The following is a 16,732-nucleotide window of genomic DNA, read 5'->3' on the forward strand; positions in this document are numbered from 1 at the left end:
CAAAGTTTCATTCTGGATGAACTTTACTCCTTTTTAATAATTGTTATTAGATGGGGCGCCTCACAGAGGATAGCAAGGAATCTGCTGCTGATGGACGCTCGTAGTGAAATTCTAAGCCCACGCCCGTATTTCGAGCTACGCTGCGCAGAATGAGGTCGTGGTACTTCTTTTGGCGAATCGCAGCAATAACAACAAACTTGGAGATCCCAAGTGCGTCAAAATAAAGTTTTCCTTCTCGTTCATTGTACTTTTGCACATGATTCATATTGACGAAAAGGTCAGTATCCATCTTTTTGAAGCCCATTTCTTCAAGCTTATCCATGAAAACACTAAAATCAAGCAAGGAAGTTACAGCTTGGCTTATGCGTTCAAAACGAGTATGATAAATCATTTCTTTCGAGCTGACTTCAATAAATAAAGTATCGTTCATAGAAACGGGTTCCTGCAAGGCGGCTTTGCTGCTGCCAACTTGCTCACTCTCGTTCTCGAGGTAGCCGGCTTTCTCCATTAAATCCGTGTACGGAATGTTGTAGGCATCCGACAGCTTTTTAAGCGTAACAGGCGATGGGTTGATTTTCTCATTGGTCGAGCGATTGCGCTCTAATTCCAAGTCTCTGATGTAGGCGTGTGAAAGTCCGCTTTTGTTAGCTGCTTCGCGCAGGGACATTTTGCCCCGTAAGCTTTCCAAAAATTTACCGAATCCTTCTAATTGCTTCATAGTGATGAATCCCTCCATATTGTTTAATTGTAAATGAGTTTCTTGGAAATGAAAATGTTTAAGCGTGAATTGGTGTCATTTACCTGAAATCCCTGCCATGTGGGCTGCGTGCATATTTATGCTTAGTGATTGGAAAATTAGTAGCATCATCTTGGAAAGAGGCTGATCGCATGGCAAGAGATTTACCCATTGGGAACGGGAATGTACTCATTAATTTTGATGCTGCTTATAATATTCGTGACATGTATTACCCTTTAGTAGGTCAAGAGAATCAATCTAGCGATCATCTTTCACATTTTGGTATTTGGTGTGCGCGAGATTTCTTCTGGATCGACCATCCGGAAGTTACCAAAAAGCTGAATTACCTAGAAGATTCGCTGGTTACAAACGTTGAATGCGCCCATGAGAGACTGGGATTAAGCTTCGTTATTCGAGATGGTGTTGATGTGCAACAAAATATTTTTTTGCGCAAAATAAAGGTGGAAAACCATTTTGATGAGGAAAGAGAGATTAAACTTTATTTTCATTTGGATTTGCAAATCTATGGCAATGGTGTCGGAGATACGATTTATTTTGATCCGGAGTTGAATTCGCTGTTGTTTTATAAAGGCCATCGCTACATGTCATTGTCGGGTTTATCTCCAGATGTAGATAAGCCGTATCCGAGCGGCTATGCAACCGGTCAGAAAGGTATACATGGTCTCGAAGGCACATGGCGCGATGCGGAAGACGGTCAGTTAGGGGGAAATCCGATTGCTCAGGGATCGGTTGATGGCACACTTGAGTTGACGATGATGCTGCCTCCTAGAAGCTCCAAAGAAGCGTGGTTCTGGGTTTGTTTCGGTCATACGAAGCAGGAGGTTGAGAGATTGGAAAGCTTGCTGCGCACAGAATCACCACAATCTCTTCTGCAGCGCACCCATGATCACTGGGTAAAATGGGTCAATCAGGATGCTCATCAGCTTACCTTGCTGAAGCCGGAACTTTCTTCCTTTTATAAAAGATGCCTGCTGATCACAAGGACGAATGTTGACAATCGTGGTGCTATTATTGCAGCAAATGATTCGGATATTTTGAAGTTCGCCAAAGATACTTACTCCTATATGTGGCCGCGGGACGGGGCTCTGGTGTCCCATGCCTTGGATCGGGCTGGTTACTATGAACTGTCCAGGAAGTTTTTTGACTTTTGTATAAAAGTGTTGACACCTGAAGGGTATCTCATGCACAAATACAATCCGGACAGCTCCGTAGGCTCAAGCTGGCATCCATGGGTGGATGGTCAGGGGAAAAAGCAGCTGGCCATTCAAGAGGATGAAACAGCACTCGTTCTGTACACGTTGTGGCATCATCATAAGCTGGCAGGCACGATAGAGCACTCGCGGGAAGATTACGAGAAGTTTGTGAAACCCGCTGCGGACTTCCTGGTTCATTACCGGGACGCTTCAGGGCTTCCGCTGCCTTCCTACGATCTCTGGGAGGAGCGTTATGGCGTATTAGCCTTCACAGTCGCATCTGTGTATGCGGGTCTAGTCGCTGCTGCTCGTTTCGCTGAATATCACAAGGATAAAGCGCGGGCCGTTTATTATGCAGATATCGCAGATCAGGTGAAAAAGGCAGCGGAACAGCAGTTGTTCGCGGCTGATCAGAATCGCTTTTTACGTGCTTTATATTGGAGCTATGAGGAAAATAAATATGTGCCTGACTGTACACTCGATATGAGCATGTATGGGCTATTCGACTTTGGATTGTTCGAGCTGGAGGATCCTAGGATTGTGACTACGATGACGATTCTAAAGGAGAAATTGTGGGTACATACGGATATAGGCGGCATTGCCAGGTATGAAAATGACTACTACCATCAGGTAACGAATGATATTGCCAAAGTGCCAGGGAATCCGTGGTTTATTTGTACGCTCTGGTATGCGGAATGGTTGGTAGCTTCGGCTAAAGTGATGGAAGATCTCCAAGAAGCGGAGAATCTGATGCACTGGGCTATACGCCATGCACTGCCATCCGGCACGATGGCGGAACAGGTGCATCCTTTTACAGGAGCGCCGCTCTCTGTCTCGCCACTGACATGGTCACACGCATCTTTCATTAAAGTAACGCAAGAATATTTGTCAAAACTAAAGAAATTGACCTCGGCGGGAACCAAGCAAGCGGCAGATGCCAGTGAAGACAAAGTTCTGGAGCCGGTTGTTCAATAGCTGGGAGGAGATGATGAGATGAAAGCGATTCGCGTCAAACAACTACGACAAGGTAACCCTTCGATTGCGTTAGAAACCGTGGACGATCCCGCGATTTCTCATCCGCAAGAAGTGATTGTCAAGGTATTGGCAGTAGGCTTGGATGGGACCGATAAGGAGATTCTGCAGGAAAAATACGGCGTTCCCCCGCAAGGGGAGGACGATCTGACGACGGGTCATGAATCCTTGGGCGTCGTAACCGAAGCTGGCGCAGAGAGCGGATTCCAGGCTGGAGATCTTGTGACTGCTATTGTGCGTCGGCCCTGCCGAAATCAAAGCTGTGTCAATTGCCGGAACGGCCACTCCGACTTCTGTCAGACCGGCGAATTTGTGGAGCGGGGCATCAAAGGTGCGCATGGCTTCCTCTCGGAATACTACAAAGAAGAAGGGCGTTACCTCGTGCAAGTTCCAACTGAGCTGCTTGGGCAAGGCGTGCTGGTCGAACCGCAGAGCATTGTTGAGAAGGTGTGGGATCAGGTGCTGCGGGTGCAGCAGAGGCTGATCTGGGAGCCGAAGACAGCGCTCATCCTGGGCTCGGGCCCGTTAGGGCTGCTTGCTGCGATGACATGCAGGCTGCTCGGCTTGGACGTGCACGTTTGGTCCAAATCCCCGCAGGATAGTCTGCAAGCGCAGCTTGTTAAGGACTGCGGGGGCGTGTACCAACCGGCGGGCGAGGGCGCCGAGAGCTTGACGGCTTATGCAGAGGGAGTCGGCAAGCCGTTGGATTTTGTACTCGAATGCACGGGCTTCAGTCCGCTGGCCTTCGAGGCTATGGCTGTGCTAGCGCCGAATGGCGTGCTGGCGCTGCTTGGGGTTACACCAGCTGATCGCAAGCTGGAGATTTCCGCGGACATGCTCAATCAGAGCATGGTGCTGGAGAACAAATGCGTGATCGGTTCAGTGAACGCGGCACGCAAGGATTTTGAGACGGCCATCTATCGGCTGCAGCAGATGGAGCGGATGTACTCCGGTTGGCTTGACCGACTGGTCACCAACCGGATGAAGCTAGAGGCTGTGCCGGAGCTGGATTTTGCCAGCATCCCGATCAAAGCTGTCGTCGACATCGTTCCGCTGGAACAGTGGCGCGGGCTGGTGAAACAGACGAAGGAAGTCGAGTATAGCTTCTCGGTTTAAATGAGCCTCGCACTCTCAAAAGGTTAGACTTCCCTCCTATATTTTTCTATAATAATGGGGAAGGGGAGGACGAGCACAAATGTCAAAAAAATTCTTAAGAGAAAACGGCATGCACCTATCGTGGCTGCTAGCTTTAATCGCCACATTAGGGAGTCTGTATTTCTCGGAAATTATGCATTTTATACCTTGCAAACTATGTTGGTATCAACGTATTCTCATGTATCCACTGGCTGTCATTTTGGGAATCGCTGCTGTCCGCAGAGACTACAAGCTGACGATTTATGTATTACCCTTGACGATTTGGGGAGCTTGTATTTCCGTTTATCACGTATTGCTCCAATCGGGAGTTTTTCACGAATCCGCAACAGGCTGCGGGCCAATACCATGTGACGTAGATTACTTGAACTGGCTTGGTTTTATTACGATTCCAATGCTTGCCGGAACTGCTTTTATTTTGATCACCATTCTTCAATTCCTGACATACCGAGCTACGAAATAAACCCTCGTACCAAAAATAGGCAGGTAATTTGTCTAGCGCTGTCGAAAGGAGTACTGAACGTATTCCTATCAAGCGAGGTGCTACAGATGACATCAATTACCAAAAGTGCTGCACTGCTGATCCTTTTAAGCGCAACATTGGTCGGTTGTGCAGACAAAAGCCTGCTTTCACCTGCTGCCGAAGCGGTAACGACACCAAGTCCGCAAGCAACAACAAAACCGGTGGCGCCAACGCCAACTCCTAAATCAACAGCAAAGCCCATAGCTACTCCAAAACCAAGCGTAGTACCGAGTGCAACTCCGCATCCCACGACTGCCCCCAGCCCTACAGCGTCAGCAAAACCTGCTGCAGGCACGACAACTACAAAACCAATCGCAGGAGACAAAACCCCATACTCATGGTATTACATGAAGAAGAAAACAGGTCAAGTTCCCGATTTTCCGAAAGAAACGAAATCTTTTACCGCAGATCAGAAAGCCGTTTGGGTAGGGACTGGGAAAAAGGTTTATTTAACAATTGATGCGGGAGGCCCGCTGATTGAAGTGGATCTCATGCTTAAATCTCTGAAGGAAAACGGCGTGAAAGCGAACTTTTTCATATCAGGAAACAATATTAAGTTAAATCCGGATTATTTGAAAAGAGTTGTGGCAGACGGTCATTTTGTGGCCAATCATACGATGACGCACAAGGATTTCAATGAGCTGAGTGATGACCAAATTCGCAAGGAAATTACCGATTTTGAAGCTTTATATAAGAAGCTGACGGGCAAGGAAGTCGAGAAATACTTTCGCTTCCCTTACGGTCACTACAATATGCATAATTTAAGTTTGGTATCCAGCATGGGGTATACGTCTGTCTTTTGGTCGACGGCCATGCGAGATTGGGAACCGAGAGAGAATGGAGCAGAGGATCCGTACAACGATATCATGAATAATTTGCATGATGGCAATATTATTTTGATGCATCAGGGGTCCTTGGAAAACATGCAGGCGCTTGCGCGCATCTGCAAAGAAATCAAGAAACGTGGCTATGAATTCGCACTAGTGAATGATTTGCAACCCAAAAAATAAGTGACCGACCACCGATAATCAGTGTTGTAAGCCTAGGTACCTTTCAGCTTGTACGTTCATATTCTATCCATGTAGCCTGTGAAATTCATTAACCGGCAAAGGATGCGGATAGGTGTGCAGCAAGCGATAGCCGTACTGGACTCCGGAGTCGGAGGATTAACTGTAGTAAAAGAACTCATGAGGCAGCTGCCGCAAGAAAAAGTCATCTATTTCGGTGATACGGCTCGAAGTCCTTATGGACCGCGATCAGCTGTAGAAGTACGTATATTTACCCGGCAAATTGTGGATTATTTAATTCAATTTAACCCTAAAATGATAGTGATTGCTTGCAATACGGCGACTGCGGTAGCCATAGAAGATATTAGAGAACGTGTTTCTATTCCGGTTTTGGGTGTGATCTCGCCAGGTGCGAGAGCGGCAATTAAGCACACACGAACTGGGGTTGTTGGGGTTATTGGCACGGAAGGGACGATCAAAAGCAAGGCATATGAACATGCCTTAAAGTTAATTTCGCCGAACATTCAGGTGTATAGCGAGCCTTGTCCGCTTTTGGCGCCTTTCGTGGAGAAAGGGCTTTTCGGCAGAGAGCAAGAGCAGGAGATTGTTGAGCAATCGCTCCAGCCGCTAATCGGCAAGCCAATTGATTGTTTAATACTGGGATGTACGCATTATCCCTTTCTGATGGAGCCGATCTCCCGAGTTATGGGGCCGGACGTAACTTTGATTTCATCTGCAGACGAAACAGCAAGAGAGATCAGCACGATTCTGTACCACCGTGATCGGATGGAAACATCGGGAAAACTGCCGATTCACCAATTTTTTTGCAGTGGTGAACCTACGTTATTTAAGCGTATTACGGAAAGCTGGCTCAAAGATCAGATTGCCATTACACCTGTCGTCTGGCAGGTGCCAACTATTTTTTGAATAGACCCTCAGGGGTCTATTTTTTTGTTGAGGCATGCCTCAAACATAACTTCGCTATGCCGCATGTTTCTAAGGGAGCAGGCATATTCATAACCTACGTAGGAGATCAAAGAGCTGTGAGGTGGTCGTATGTTGGGTTATGGGTATGGGACGTTGTGTGATGAATTAAATCGGCTAGGCAGGATCTATCCTTTCCTGCATGTCGAAGTTATAGGGGAAAGTGTGATGGGCAAAGGCATACCGGCACTGCGCATCGGTCAAGGGGCTAGGGAGCTCCATGTCAATGCGTCGTTCCACGCCAATGAGTGGATTACGACACCGCTTATTATGCAATTCGTGGAGGATCTTGCTTGCTCTTATGCCAGAGGGACGGCATGGCAGGGCAGAAACACCAGACGCCTGCTCTCAGAGTATTCCCTATGGATTGTTCCTATGGTGAATCCAGATGGCGTAGAACTTGTTTTGAACGGCATCAGTCCTGATCATCCGTATCAAGCGAACTTGCTGGAATGGAACGGAGAACAGCCGGATTTTAGCAACTGGAAAGCGAATATAAGGGGTGTAGACCTCAATGATCAATTCCCCGCACATTGGGAGGACGAGGCTGAGCGTAGAGGGAAGTTGGGCCCGGGGCCGCGGGATTATGGCGGTGAAACGCCGTTGTCTGAGCCAGAGGCTGCAGCGCTTGCGCGTTTTACAGAATGTCACCCCTTTGAGCTTGTCGTTGCCCTACATACCCAAGGGAGAGAGATCTATTGGAATTACCGTGGGTATGAACCAGCGGAATCCGAGTCGTTTGCTGAGCAATTAGCGATCGTCAGCGGCTACGAGGCTGTGAAGTTAACCGACAGCGATGCAGGGTATAAAGACTGGTTCATACAGCATTTCAGAAGACCTGGATTTACTGTTGAGTTAGGTGTTGGCGTCAATCCGCTGCCAGTGGAATCCTTTGCCGATCTCTATGCGGAGATCGTTCCGATCCTGCTGACTGCGCTGGAATTACAAACAGTTAACCGTTAGACAAGTACCGTGAACATAACCTTGTTTCTCAAGAACCGATCTGTCCATCCTTCATATACTGGAGTAAGGAGACGGTTGGGAGGCGAGGTTATGGCACCACCTAAAGGTAAAGGCAAGGTTGCTAAGAAGAAAGTGCTATCTTCCAGAGAGCAGTACACGATGAGAATTGTGGAGTCGTCAACGTGCGCGGTTTGTAAAACACAATGTACAAGAGGACTTCGTTATTTAGAGCAAATGTCTCAACCGGGGGCTGTTGGTAGAGGGGTTCCATGTATTTTGACCAGAAAAAAAATCAATTAATTGAAAAAAAGTCCACGCCTAATGGAAGAGAGGCATGGACTTTTCTTTATTTATGACTTTATTTGTGTCCTTTATTGCTCTTCTGATCTTGCGTTTTGGTCGTTGTGTTTTTGCGGGATTGCCCTTGCTGTTTATGATCTGCTGACATGTTTGTTCCTCCTCGATTATCGTTGTTGGAGAGCGCGTCATTATTATGATCAGTTGGTTGATTTTGATACGGCTCCAAGAGGAAAATAAAAACCCAACGGACGATGGTGATCGTTCGTTGGGCTGTATGCGAAGATGGTAGGGTACAATTAATGGTTAGGAGGAAGCAGCTTATCTTCGAGACGTTGCTTTACTTTCTTGATGGCATCTCTTTCTAATTTGTGGTTTAAGTTGAACTTCGCACCTGTTAATGCAAGCGCTTCCTTAACAGTCATTTCTACATAAATAATCTCTTCACCTTGACGAATTTGAATAGAATTTTGTTCCATTACCATCACTCCTATGTCAACTTTTTGAAGAGGAAACCTTGATTTGTCGCACTTTTAATATAACATACCATGTAAGGTTAAACAAGGGTCATTAAGACCTATTTATAGAAAAACAATGTCGGAAACCAAGCCGAGCGGCAAAGAAAAAAACACGCAAAACGGCAGCATATGCTAGGCCAATTTGCGTGTTATTGATCATTAACTATAGCAGCGAATCTCTACAATTTCAGCTCTCTCAGCTCCATTTGTTGACTCTACAAGCAAGCGTAATCGATTAGTTACTACGGTTTCTGGGAAGGTATGGATATGATGGCGGGTGTGATTATTAAGTTCTTCAGCGACAGTTTTCCACTCTCCATGAGCGAAGGCTTGCAGCTTGTAGTCCTTAACTAATTCAGGAATAACCTCGAACTCTGTCCGATGATGATGCAAATTAATTAGATCCTCATGGACATCATCATTCAGTGTAAGCTGTACGCTGCGGATCGGCACTTCGTTCGGCCAGCTGATTTCTAGCCATTCCGGTTGATCAGCTTCTATACGAGCTGAAGACCACATGTTTGGGCCGCCGTAAGGCCTTTTAAAGCCATTAGCCGCTTTATCTGCGGAGTAAGCCGAAGTAGGCGAGAGCAAGCGGAAGCAGATGGGCTGGCGGTTGAACTCTCTAGGTGTCCAATCAACAACAGGCTGATTAGGTGTCGTGTCACCATAATCTGCTGAATTACCATTATCTTTGTATTTAAGTCCAAGGACACCAGACTGTAATTTGTCGGACTTATGAATAGATAGCGCAGGATTGCTGCGTAAAATAATAAATGCATTTTGAGCGACATCCGGGTGCCAGCTCAGCGGAACAGGGATCCACTGCTCTGATCCTTGCGAGACGGCTACTTGGACGGCTGCTACTTGCGTGTGCGGGACATAGTTCTGCGGCTTGCCCGTGCTCCACAACTCAACGGTTAGCTCCGTATTCTCCGAAGCGTCAAGCAACAGCTCTATACCTTCGATGTGTGGGTCTACGGGCACGAGAAGTGCCACACTGTCGGTGAGCGGATACACCGATGCGGACGTTTCAACCGCCAGCTGACTCAAGGTGCTGGACGCTGTCAAGGACGCGCTCAGCACGAGGTCGTCAGCGTCAGCGTTCTTGATCCCGAGCACGGAGGCATCCTGCCGCAGCAGCGTTTGCTGCAGCTCGCACAGATGGCTGCCATGCAGCTCGCGAGGGGAAATGCCTTTCGCTGCGCAGAGGGCAGCGCCCGTTCCTGCGGCTTCGCCGATGACGGCACAAGTCGCCATGACGCGCGTTGTGCCGAAAGCAACGTGGGACGCGCTGATATTGCGCCCAGCCATGAGCATATTCGTCGTATTGACCGAATAGAGGGAGCGGAACGGAATGTGATAGCTGCCATCCACATGCATATGTTTAGAGCCCTTCGCCGTAGCATACATGCCTTGCGGCGGATGCAAGTCAATCGACCAGCCGCCGAAGGCGACACGGTCTTCGAATGGCTCCTGCGCGATGACATCGTTTTGATTCATCACGTAGTCCCCCACGAAACGACGATACTCTCTTTTGCCTGGAAGGGAACCGATCCATTCAAGGGTAAGGTTATCGGCTTCGAACTTACCGGAATTTTTGATATAATCCCAAATCCCGTAGATCACGGAGGACAGCTCATCGCGGATTTTCTCATTATCATGAACGGTATCCAATTCACCGCCCCACTCAATCCACCAGTAAGCGCAACCATTATCACCGCTGCGAATTACCCGTTTCATAGGGATAGTAGTCTGTGTAATATCTTTAGCGAAGCTTGGCGCGATATATTTCACAGGTCGGCCCACGTCTTTGGTATAGAAAAGCAGGGTGCTCCCTAGCGTAATATCATCTGGAACGAGAGGTGCCCACTCTTCGCTAAACTCCTCTTGCGCTTCACGTCCAATACGGAACTTCGCGCCCGCCAGGAAACCGACGAGCCCGTCGCCTGTGCAGTCCAGATACACGCGGCTTTCGAAGCGGATACGTCGTTCTGATCCCATCATCCAGCCTGTAACGGATCGGATCGTCCGGGAATCCTCATCCCCATCCGCATCAACTTCATGAACATCTGTGTTTAGGAAAAGGGTAATATTTTTCTCCGCTTTTACTTTTTCGAGCACAATCAGATCCCACAGATATGGGTTACCATCGATATTGCGGTATTGGTTCTCAACAAACATTTCGCCCATGATACCGGTTTCACGCGCATACCGATGAAGGCCGTGGGAAGTAGCTCCACAAACCCACACGCGAACTTCACTGCTGGAATTCCCGCCAAGAACAGGCCGATTTTGAACAAGAGAAACAGTTTGACCTAATCGGGCAGCTGCAATTGCGGCACATACCCCTGCTAAACCCCCGCCGACAACGGTGATGTCGGATGTAACGATTTCGTGTTTCATGACCAGCACCTCACTAGTTATAGAATATCCTTGATTTCATTGTAAAATAATTTATTTCCATTGAACATGCAGTTAGTTACAATGGACATATACTTTATTTCACATGGAGGAGAGCGAGATATGGCTTTTCGTGATGTGGCAGTAAAACTCATTTCCCATGTTTATTGGCATCATAAAGAGGAGTTTATGTATAACGAGGACACCTATCCTTACTGGACGTTATTTGCCGTGGAAAAGGGGAGATTTGTCTATGGAATCGGGGAGCAAAAGGGTGAAGCAGGATTTGGCGACTTTGTCATCTGCCCGCCTCATACCGGTTTTCGAAGGAGGACACTCGAGCCGCTGTCGTTTCATTTTCTGCATTTTGTCTGGCTGTCAGAACCGAGCTCAGAGGAAGCGAGCAGTTGGAGAGGCAAACTGGTCATTAAGGATGTAGAGAGACTAGCCTCGAATTATCACTATTTGAAGAAACTGCCGGGTTGGGATGAGGAGAGCACGCTGCATAAGCAGTACATGCTTAGCGATATGTTTAGGCTAGTCGCCATGGAGCGAGAATACAAAGACGAACTCACCACAGAAACTGATATTTTGATGGAAAAAGCACGTAAATATTTGTCGAATCACGCCTATGGAAGTTTATCGCTGCTCCATTTAGCCGAGAGCTTGGGGCTTACTCCCGTGCAGTTTACTCGAAGGTTTCGCAGAGCTTTCACGCAAACACCTTCTGAATTTCTGAATGAACTGCGGTTAACGAGAGCGCGCCATTTATTGGAAGGGTCGACCTTGACACTTGATGCAATCGCTGGAAATTGCGGATTTGAGAACGGTTTTTATTTGAGCCGCGTGTTTACTCAGAAAATCGGGATGGCTCCATCGGTGTACCGCAGCATGTATCGCGTTTAACACGAAAGGGGCTGTCCCGAAAGTTATGTAATGCCCGAGAGACGGCCTTTTTGAACTTTTGGGAGCACCTCTTAAGAACAACGGGAAATACTACCGCTAAATCTTTGCAAAACAAAGCAACAGATATGAATAAATGGAATTTCTCCAGTTAATGCGGAAGATTGAGCTTGGAAGCATGATTAAGGTGCGATTTAAATGGGATTTTTCCAATTATTGGGTCTACGCAACAAGGTCCGGTTTGAAATAAAGGGAGTTTCTCCCGCTATTTCATTCGGCCATATAAAAAAGAGGCGATCCCAAGTCAGGGACAGCCTCTTAGATGTTTATGGCCCGGCTGAAGGAGACCTGCCCTGAGCATATTCATCCTCAGGTTTGCGTATCCAGCGCTGGAAATAACCTTGTGTATACAGGGCTTTGAGCAGAATGATTAAGACAGGCGAGAGGATGACTCCAGCAACGCCAAATAACGAGAGAGACACGATCATGAAGGCTAACGTCGTAAAGGCCGACACGCCTAGGGATTCACCTGTAATTTTAGGTTCCATGATCTGTCTGACAAGGATAACGACAAGCAGCAGCGCGCTTAACCAGATTGCAAGTGTTGTCTGACCCACGATAAACAAGTAAATGATCCATGGAATGAACAACGTGGAGACACCCAGCAAGGGCAAAACATCGAAGATGGCCGAGAGCAGGGAGATAGAAAACGCATTATTGACGTTGAGTAGAAGCAACGCGAAAAAAACGACGACAAACGTTAGGGTAATCAGTTTAAGCTGAGCTTTTACATAAGAGACAATACCCTTCACGACATTTTCCTTCAGAAAGAAGAAAACGGACTTAAACGTTCTTGGTGTTTTCTCACTGGCAAGGCGTTTCCAAGAGTCAATTTCGATGCTGAGGAAGTAGGCCAAAATGATTCCGACAATGAAGTTGAACATGAAGGTGGAAAAGGAAGTCAGCGAGGCTACTAAACCGGATAGGAAAGAAATAATGAATCTAGATGCATTTCCTGCGAATTGTCCTGCATATTCTTTGGCTTTGATAATGACATCAGGGGGCAATGTTTGGAAACGATCATTTAATTCGCTAATCTTATGTATGATTTGGTCATTAAAAACGGCTTGATAATCGTCTACTTTATCGACAAGGCTCATGATCTGGCTTGTGAAAATAACAGCAGCACCTGTCAGCGCGCCCAAGATAATCAGGACGAAGAGGACCGTCGAGATCGCTGATGCAATCGACTTTCGCATCCCTTTGCGATTCAGAAACCTAGCAAAAGGCTCGATCATCATGAAAATGATCAGAGCCAGAAAGATAGGCGTCGCGATGCGGTACAGATAGCTGAACAACAGCATGAAGAGGTAGACGGTTAGAACAATGAGAGCAATGTCAAAGGCAGTTCTCCAATATTTCTTGTAAAAAGAAATCATGCATGTTCCTCCGGGGCTTTATGTTTATTGTTCCGTTAAAATTATTGGTCCTTGGCTTGTAATGGCAATCGTGTGTTCATATTGGGCAGATAGACTGCCGTCATTGGTTCTTGCTGTCCATCCATCGCTATCTACCTTGGCATGATATTTGCCGACATTCAGCATCGGTTCGATGGTGAACACCATACCCTCTTTAATGCGCGGCCCTTTGCCTGCTGGTCCGTAATGCGGAACCTGCGGTTCTTCATGCATCTCGGCGCCGATTCCGTGTCCGATAAAGTCTCTGACGACGGAGAAACCATGTGATTCTGCGTACACCTGGATCGCATGTGCAACATCGCCGATGCGGTTGCCTGGGATTGCTTGCTCAATGCCTTTATATAGGGATTCCTTGGTTACTTTAAGCAATTTCTCGGCAGTCGGAGAGATGTTACCAACGGCATAGGACCAAGCGGAATCCGCCAACCAACCATCAATCCGAACAACCATATCAATGGTTACGATATCGCCGTCGTTCAAGGCTTCTTTCTTCGGAAACCCGTGGCAGATGACGTCGTTAACGGATGCGCAAGTGGCGTAAGGGTAGCCGTGATATCCTTTTTGTTCCGGTGTTGCGCCGTGCTTCGCCAAAAAGCCCTCTACGAATTGGTCAATTTCCCAAGAGGTGATGCCGGGGCGAATCATGGTGGCAATTTCTTTATGGCAATCGGCCAGAATGCGTCCAGCTCTGCCCATCTTTTCAATTTGCTCTTTTGTTTTAATGATAATCACGTAAGTCCAACTCCTCAGCTGTTATTCAATCATTATGTCCACTTTGCAGACCATAGCTTCATTTCTTTTAATATTTGATGCAAATCCTGGCCTTTAGGTGTCAAAGTATACTCAACAGTAACAGGGACAGTAGGGTATGCCATCCGCTCCAAAACACCGTGATCCTCGAGATGACGGAGAATATCGGTTAGAGATTTAGGGCTGATTCCAGTCACTTGACGCTGTAGTTCGCCGAAACGCTTCGTACCGCAAAAGAGTTCCCGAAGAACGAGAAATGCCCATTTCCCACCGATTACTTCCAGTGTGCGTTCTATAGAGCATTCAATTTCTTTCGGTACTTTAGGGACATAGTTGCTGAGTGGGGCGACTTTTTCATTTTCAAGAGTTGACATTCAGAAACGCGTCCTTTCCATTTTTGGAATGTACATAACTATCCATGAAGTAAGTAAGTTACCAACTTGTATTTAGGGTAAAATAGTTTCACTACTATGTATTTTAAAGTTCGTGAAGCCAATTAGCAAGAGTAAGGCTTTATTGTGAAGATTGTAAATCCCTTTCAAGACAGTCATGGACAAAGGTTGATTTCGCGTCTTAGATTCTTTACAATAAGAAATAAAATTATTGTTTCAGGAGATGTGTACATATGAACGTCAAAATTTCCCGTAATGCTGCGAAAGTACTTCAATTGGAACTTACAAAAGAAGAAAACAAAGGTCTGTTGGTTCGTGTACAAGTGACTCATAAGCATGGTGACCATGCTCACTATGGCTTGGGTCTTGACGATAAATCAGATAATGACGTCGTTGTAAGCACTGATAAAGGCATAGATGTTTTGTTGGATCAAAGTGAACCATTGCTTGATGGTATCCGTATTGATTACTTCTACACACCAGAAGAAGGTTTCATGATTACGAACCCAAGCAAGGGGAACACCGGAGATCACTAATGCGTAATGATATTCGCATTTGTGATAAATGCAAACATATGAAAGTGAAATCTGCACTTTCAAAAATTAATGCTATTGCACCTGATGCTGAAGTCAAAATTGCCTGCAAATCCTATTGCGGTCCTTGCTCTCGTTTTGCTTTTATATTCATTAATGGCCGCTATGTGACAGGAGCAACAGAAGACGAAGCAATCGAAAAGGCTAAAAAATACGTGAAATGAAAAGAACCGTCTAGGCGATCAAAGCCTTGACGGTTCTTTTTAGATTAAACCTGTACGGTGGAATTCGCTAGCAACTTACGAATTTGACTTTCAATTTTGCGTGGCGTTGTAGTGGGTGAGAATCTTTTAATAACGTTGCCGTCTTGATCGACTAGAAATTTAGTGAAATTCCATTTGATGCTGGCGCCTAGAAGACCGGAAGCCTGCTGCTTCAAGTAGCGATAAAGTGGATGTGTGTCAGCGCCGTTGACATCAATCTTGGAGAACAAAGGGAAGTTCACACCAAAGTTGATTTGGCATGCCTGTTCAACCTCTGCGTCGTTGCCAGGCTCTTGATCTTTGAATTGGTTGCACGGGAAGCCTAACACGTTAAAACCCTGATCTTTATATGTGTCATGAAGCTCTTGTAGTCCCTTAAATTGAGGAGCGAATCCGCATTTGGTTGCCGTATTTACAATGAGCAGCACTTGTCCTTTATAGTCTGCAAGGGACTTATCTTCACCGCGGATCGTCCGGGCAGAAAATTGATGAACGGTCAAAAGGATCACCTTTTTCACAATTATTTTATACAATTTAATTTTACACAAATTTTATCGGTTTGGGAAGCGAATATTTATAGGGCAAAAACCTGGATAGAGCCATGCTCGAACATCCAGGTTTATTTGTTCACGATATCCGCTAGCGCATCGTCAACGTCGTTATATGTAAAGGTAAAGCCATGCTGAAGCAGGACGTGCGGCAGTACTTTCTGGCCATCCAGAAGCAGTGTGGACAATTCTCCGAAAGCAAGCTTCATGATAAAAGCAGGGAGAGGGAACAGATTCGGTCTGTGCATCGCTTTGGCGAGCTGCGCTCCGAACTGCTTGTTCGTAACGGGATTCGGCGCTGTGGCATTGACAGGTCCGCTGATTTCTTCGTTTTGCAGGCAGAAATCGATCAGCCTCACCATGTCTTCTATATGAATCCAGGATAGCCATTGTTTGCCGCTGCCGATAGGGCCGCCAACGCCAAGTTTATACGGGAGGGCCATTTTCGGAAATGCTCCCTCTTTCCCATCGAGCACAAGACCAACGCGAATTTTTACGATTCGGGGGACTTTGATTTGATCTGCCGCCTCTTCCCATTCCACCACAACACTAGATAAGAAATCCATCGAATGGTGGGGGCTGCGTTCATCGAAAGTTGCTGTCTCTGATGTGCCATAAATGGACATGCCAGAAGCGTTAACGACGATTTTAGGTTTCTTGTCTAATCGTTCTACCAGTTGTCCAACTTGCTGTGCCGCTTTAATACGGGATTCTAAGATGCGCTGCTTAGCAGCAGCCGTCCAGCGCTGATTAATCGATTCACCTGCCAAATTAATAACGGCATCCAGGCCTTCAAGCTTCTCAGGCTCATCTTGCAGTTCTTCCCAGGTTATCGTGCGTGCACCTTGTACAACGGCTCGGGATGAGCGTGAAATCGTAATCAGATCATGGCCCTGCTGATGGAAATGGGCAATTAAACGTCTTCCAATAAAGCCGCTGCCACCGGTTACCGCTATTTTCATGATTGAACACCTCCGTTTGAATGAAATTTACAAATTTTACATATTGACTTAATGCTGTGTAAATTATTCTCCAT

Annotated in this window: 19 protein-coding genes; 10 read left to right on the top strand and 9 right to left on the bottom strand. The window is 46.6% G+C overall.

The features are described from left to right. Positions 1-46: 46 nt before the first annotated feature. Positions 47-718, bottom strand: a complete 672-nt coding sequence (locus tag GQF01_RS23805) for a helix-turn-helix domain-containing protein (RefSeq protein WP_161409170.1) — start codon at positions 716-718, stop codon at positions 47-49. A 170-nt stretch (positions 719-888) separates the two neighbouring features. Here GQF01_RS23805 and GQF01_RS23810 point away from each other — a divergent pair, with 170 nt between their 5' ends. From GQF01_RS23810 to GQF01_RS23820, 3 genes are all read left to right on the top strand, one after another. Beyond that, entirely contained in the window at positions 889-2,925 is a 2,037-nt protein-coding gene (locus tag GQF01_RS23810) for a glycoside hydrolase family 15 protein (RefSeq protein ID WP_161409171.1), read from the top strand. Between the two features lie 18 nt (positions 2,926-2,943). Then, positions 2,944-4,098, top strand: a complete 1,155-nt coding sequence (locus GQF01_RS23815; RefSeq protein WP_161409174.1) for a glucose 1-dehydrogenase — start codon at positions 2,944-2,946, stop codon at positions 4,096-4,098. Positions 4,099-4,177: 79 nt separating this feature from the next. Beyond that, on the top strand, positions 4,178-4,597 hold the full coding sequence (locus GQF01_RS23820) for a disulfide oxidoreductase (protein ID WP_161409176.1): 420 nt from the start codon (positions 4,178-4,180) through the stop codon (positions 4,595-4,597). Here GQF01_RS23820 and GQF01_RS36395 read toward each other — a convergent pair. Next, on the bottom strand, positions 4,587-4,982 hold the full coding sequence (locus GQF01_RS36395) for a hypothetical protein (protein WP_235960184.1): 396 nt from the start codon (positions 4,980-4,982) through the stop codon (positions 4,587-4,589). The two genes, GQF01_RS23820 and GQF01_RS36395, sit on opposite strands and share 11 nt — an antisense overlap. 22 nt (positions 4,983-5,004) lie before the next feature. Between GQF01_RS36395 and GQF01_RS23825 the strand changes: the two genes are divergently transcribed. The 4 genes from GQF01_RS23825 (at position 5,005) to GQF01_RS36005 (ending at position 7,911) form a co-directional block, all read left to right on the top strand. Continuing rightward, entirely contained in the window at positions 5,005-5,667 is a 663-nt protein-coding gene (locus GQF01_RS23825) for a polysaccharide deacetylase family protein (RefSeq protein WP_235960192.1), read from the top strand. Between the two features lie 114 nt (positions 5,668-5,781). Continuing rightward, positions 5,782-6,591, top strand: coding sequence for a glutamate racemase (racE, locus tag GQF01_RS23830; RefSeq protein WP_161409179.1), 810 nt, complete (start codon positions 5,782-5,784; stop codon positions 6,589-6,591). Between the two features lie 129 nt (positions 6,592-6,720). Continuing rightward, on the top strand, positions 6,721-7,611 hold the full coding sequence (locus GQF01_RS23835) for a M14 family metallopeptidase (RefSeq protein WP_161409180.1): 891 nt from the start codon (positions 6,721-6,723) through the stop codon (positions 7,609-7,611). Between the two features lie 90 nt (positions 7,612-7,701). Then, positions 7,702-7,911, top strand: a complete 210-nt coding sequence (locus GQF01_RS36005; RefSeq protein WP_202556731.1) for a hypothetical protein — start codon at positions 7,702-7,704, stop codon at positions 7,909-7,911. A 296-nt stretch (positions 7,912-8,207) separates the two neighbouring features. Here GQF01_RS36005 and GQF01_RS23840 read toward each other — a convergent pair whose 3' ends face one another. After that, on the bottom strand, positions 8,208-8,387 hold the full coding sequence (locus GQF01_RS23840) for a hypothetical protein (RefSeq protein ID WP_127454688.1): 180 nt from the start codon (positions 8,385-8,387) through the stop codon (positions 8,208-8,210). 198 nt (positions 8,388-8,585) lie between these two features. Next, a complete protein-coding gene (locus GQF01_RS23845; RefSeq protein ID WP_161409181.1) occupies positions 8,586-10,832 on the bottom strand; it encodes an FAD-dependent oxidoreductase in 2,247 nt (748 codons plus the stop codon). Between the two features lie 120 nt (positions 10,833-10,952). Between GQF01_RS23845 and GQF01_RS23850 the strand changes: the two genes are divergently transcribed. Continuing rightward, a complete protein-coding gene (locus tag GQF01_RS23850) occupies positions 10,953-11,735 on the top strand; it encodes a helix-turn-helix domain-containing protein (RefSeq protein WP_161409182.1) in 783 nt (260 codons plus the stop codon). A gap of 323 nt (positions 11,736-12,058) precedes the next feature. Here the strand turns inward: GQF01_RS23850 and ytvI are convergent, their stop codons facing one another. From ytvI to GQF01_RS23865, 3 genes are read right to left on the bottom strand one after another with little or no spacing between them, the layout of a single operon-like run. Beyond that, a complete protein-coding gene (ytvI, locus tag GQF01_RS23855) occupies positions 12,059-13,171 on the bottom strand; it encodes a sporulation integral membrane protein YtvI (protein ID WP_161409183.1) in 1,113 nt (370 codons plus the stop codon). 24 nt (positions 13,172-13,195) lie between these two features. Continuing rightward, positions 13,196-13,942: a type I methionyl aminopeptidase gene (map, locus tag GQF01_RS23860; protein WP_161409184.1), complete on the bottom strand. Its 747-nt coding sequence runs from the start codon at positions 13,940-13,942 to the stop codon at positions 13,196-13,198. A 32-nt stretch (positions 13,943-13,974) separates the two neighbouring features. Then, positions 13,975-14,334, bottom strand: a complete 360-nt coding sequence (locus tag GQF01_RS23865; RefSeq protein ID WP_145659322.1) for a winged helix-turn-helix transcriptional regulator — start codon at positions 14,332-14,334, stop codon at positions 13,975-13,977. A gap of 251 nt (positions 14,335-14,585) precedes the next feature. On the opposite strand from GQF01_RS23865, the gene GQF01_RS23870 reads away from it, so the two are divergent. Both GQF01_RS23870 and GQF01_RS23875 read left to right on the top strand, forming a co-directional pair. After that, positions 14,586-14,888 (top strand): iron-sulfur cluster assembly accessory protein, encoded by a 303-nt coding sequence (locus tag GQF01_RS23870; protein WP_161409186.1) that lies wholly within the window; start codon positions 14,586-14,588, stop codon positions 14,886-14,888. Beyond that, positions 14,888-15,109 (top strand): DUF1450 domain-containing protein, encoded by a 222-nt coding sequence (locus tag GQF01_RS23875; RefSeq protein WP_161409188.1) that lies wholly within the window; start codon positions 14,888-14,890, stop codon positions 15,107-15,109. The genes GQF01_RS23870 and GQF01_RS23875 overlap by 1 nt, the downstream gene beginning before the upstream one ends. 44 nt (positions 15,110-15,153) lie before the next feature. Here GQF01_RS23875 and GQF01_RS23880 read toward each other — a convergent pair whose 3' ends face one another. After that, positions 15,154-15,648: a glutathione peroxidase gene (locus tag GQF01_RS23880; protein WP_202556631.1), complete on the bottom strand. Its 495-nt coding sequence runs from the start codon at positions 15,646-15,648 to the stop codon at positions 15,154-15,156. Positions 15,649-15,767: 119 nt separating this feature from the next. After that, positions 15,768-16,658, bottom strand: a complete 891-nt coding sequence (locus GQF01_RS23885; RefSeq protein WP_161409190.1) for a TIGR01777 family oxidoreductase — start codon at positions 16,656-16,658, stop codon at positions 15,768-15,770. Between the last annotated feature and the right edge of the window lie 74 nt (positions 16,659-16,732).

Origin of the sequence: Paenibacillus silvestris (assembly GCF_009882985.1) — a bacterium.
Taxonomy (GTDB): domain Bacteria; phylum Bacillota; class Bacilli; order Paenibacillales; family NBRC-103111; genus Paenibacillus_E; species Paenibacillus_E silvestris.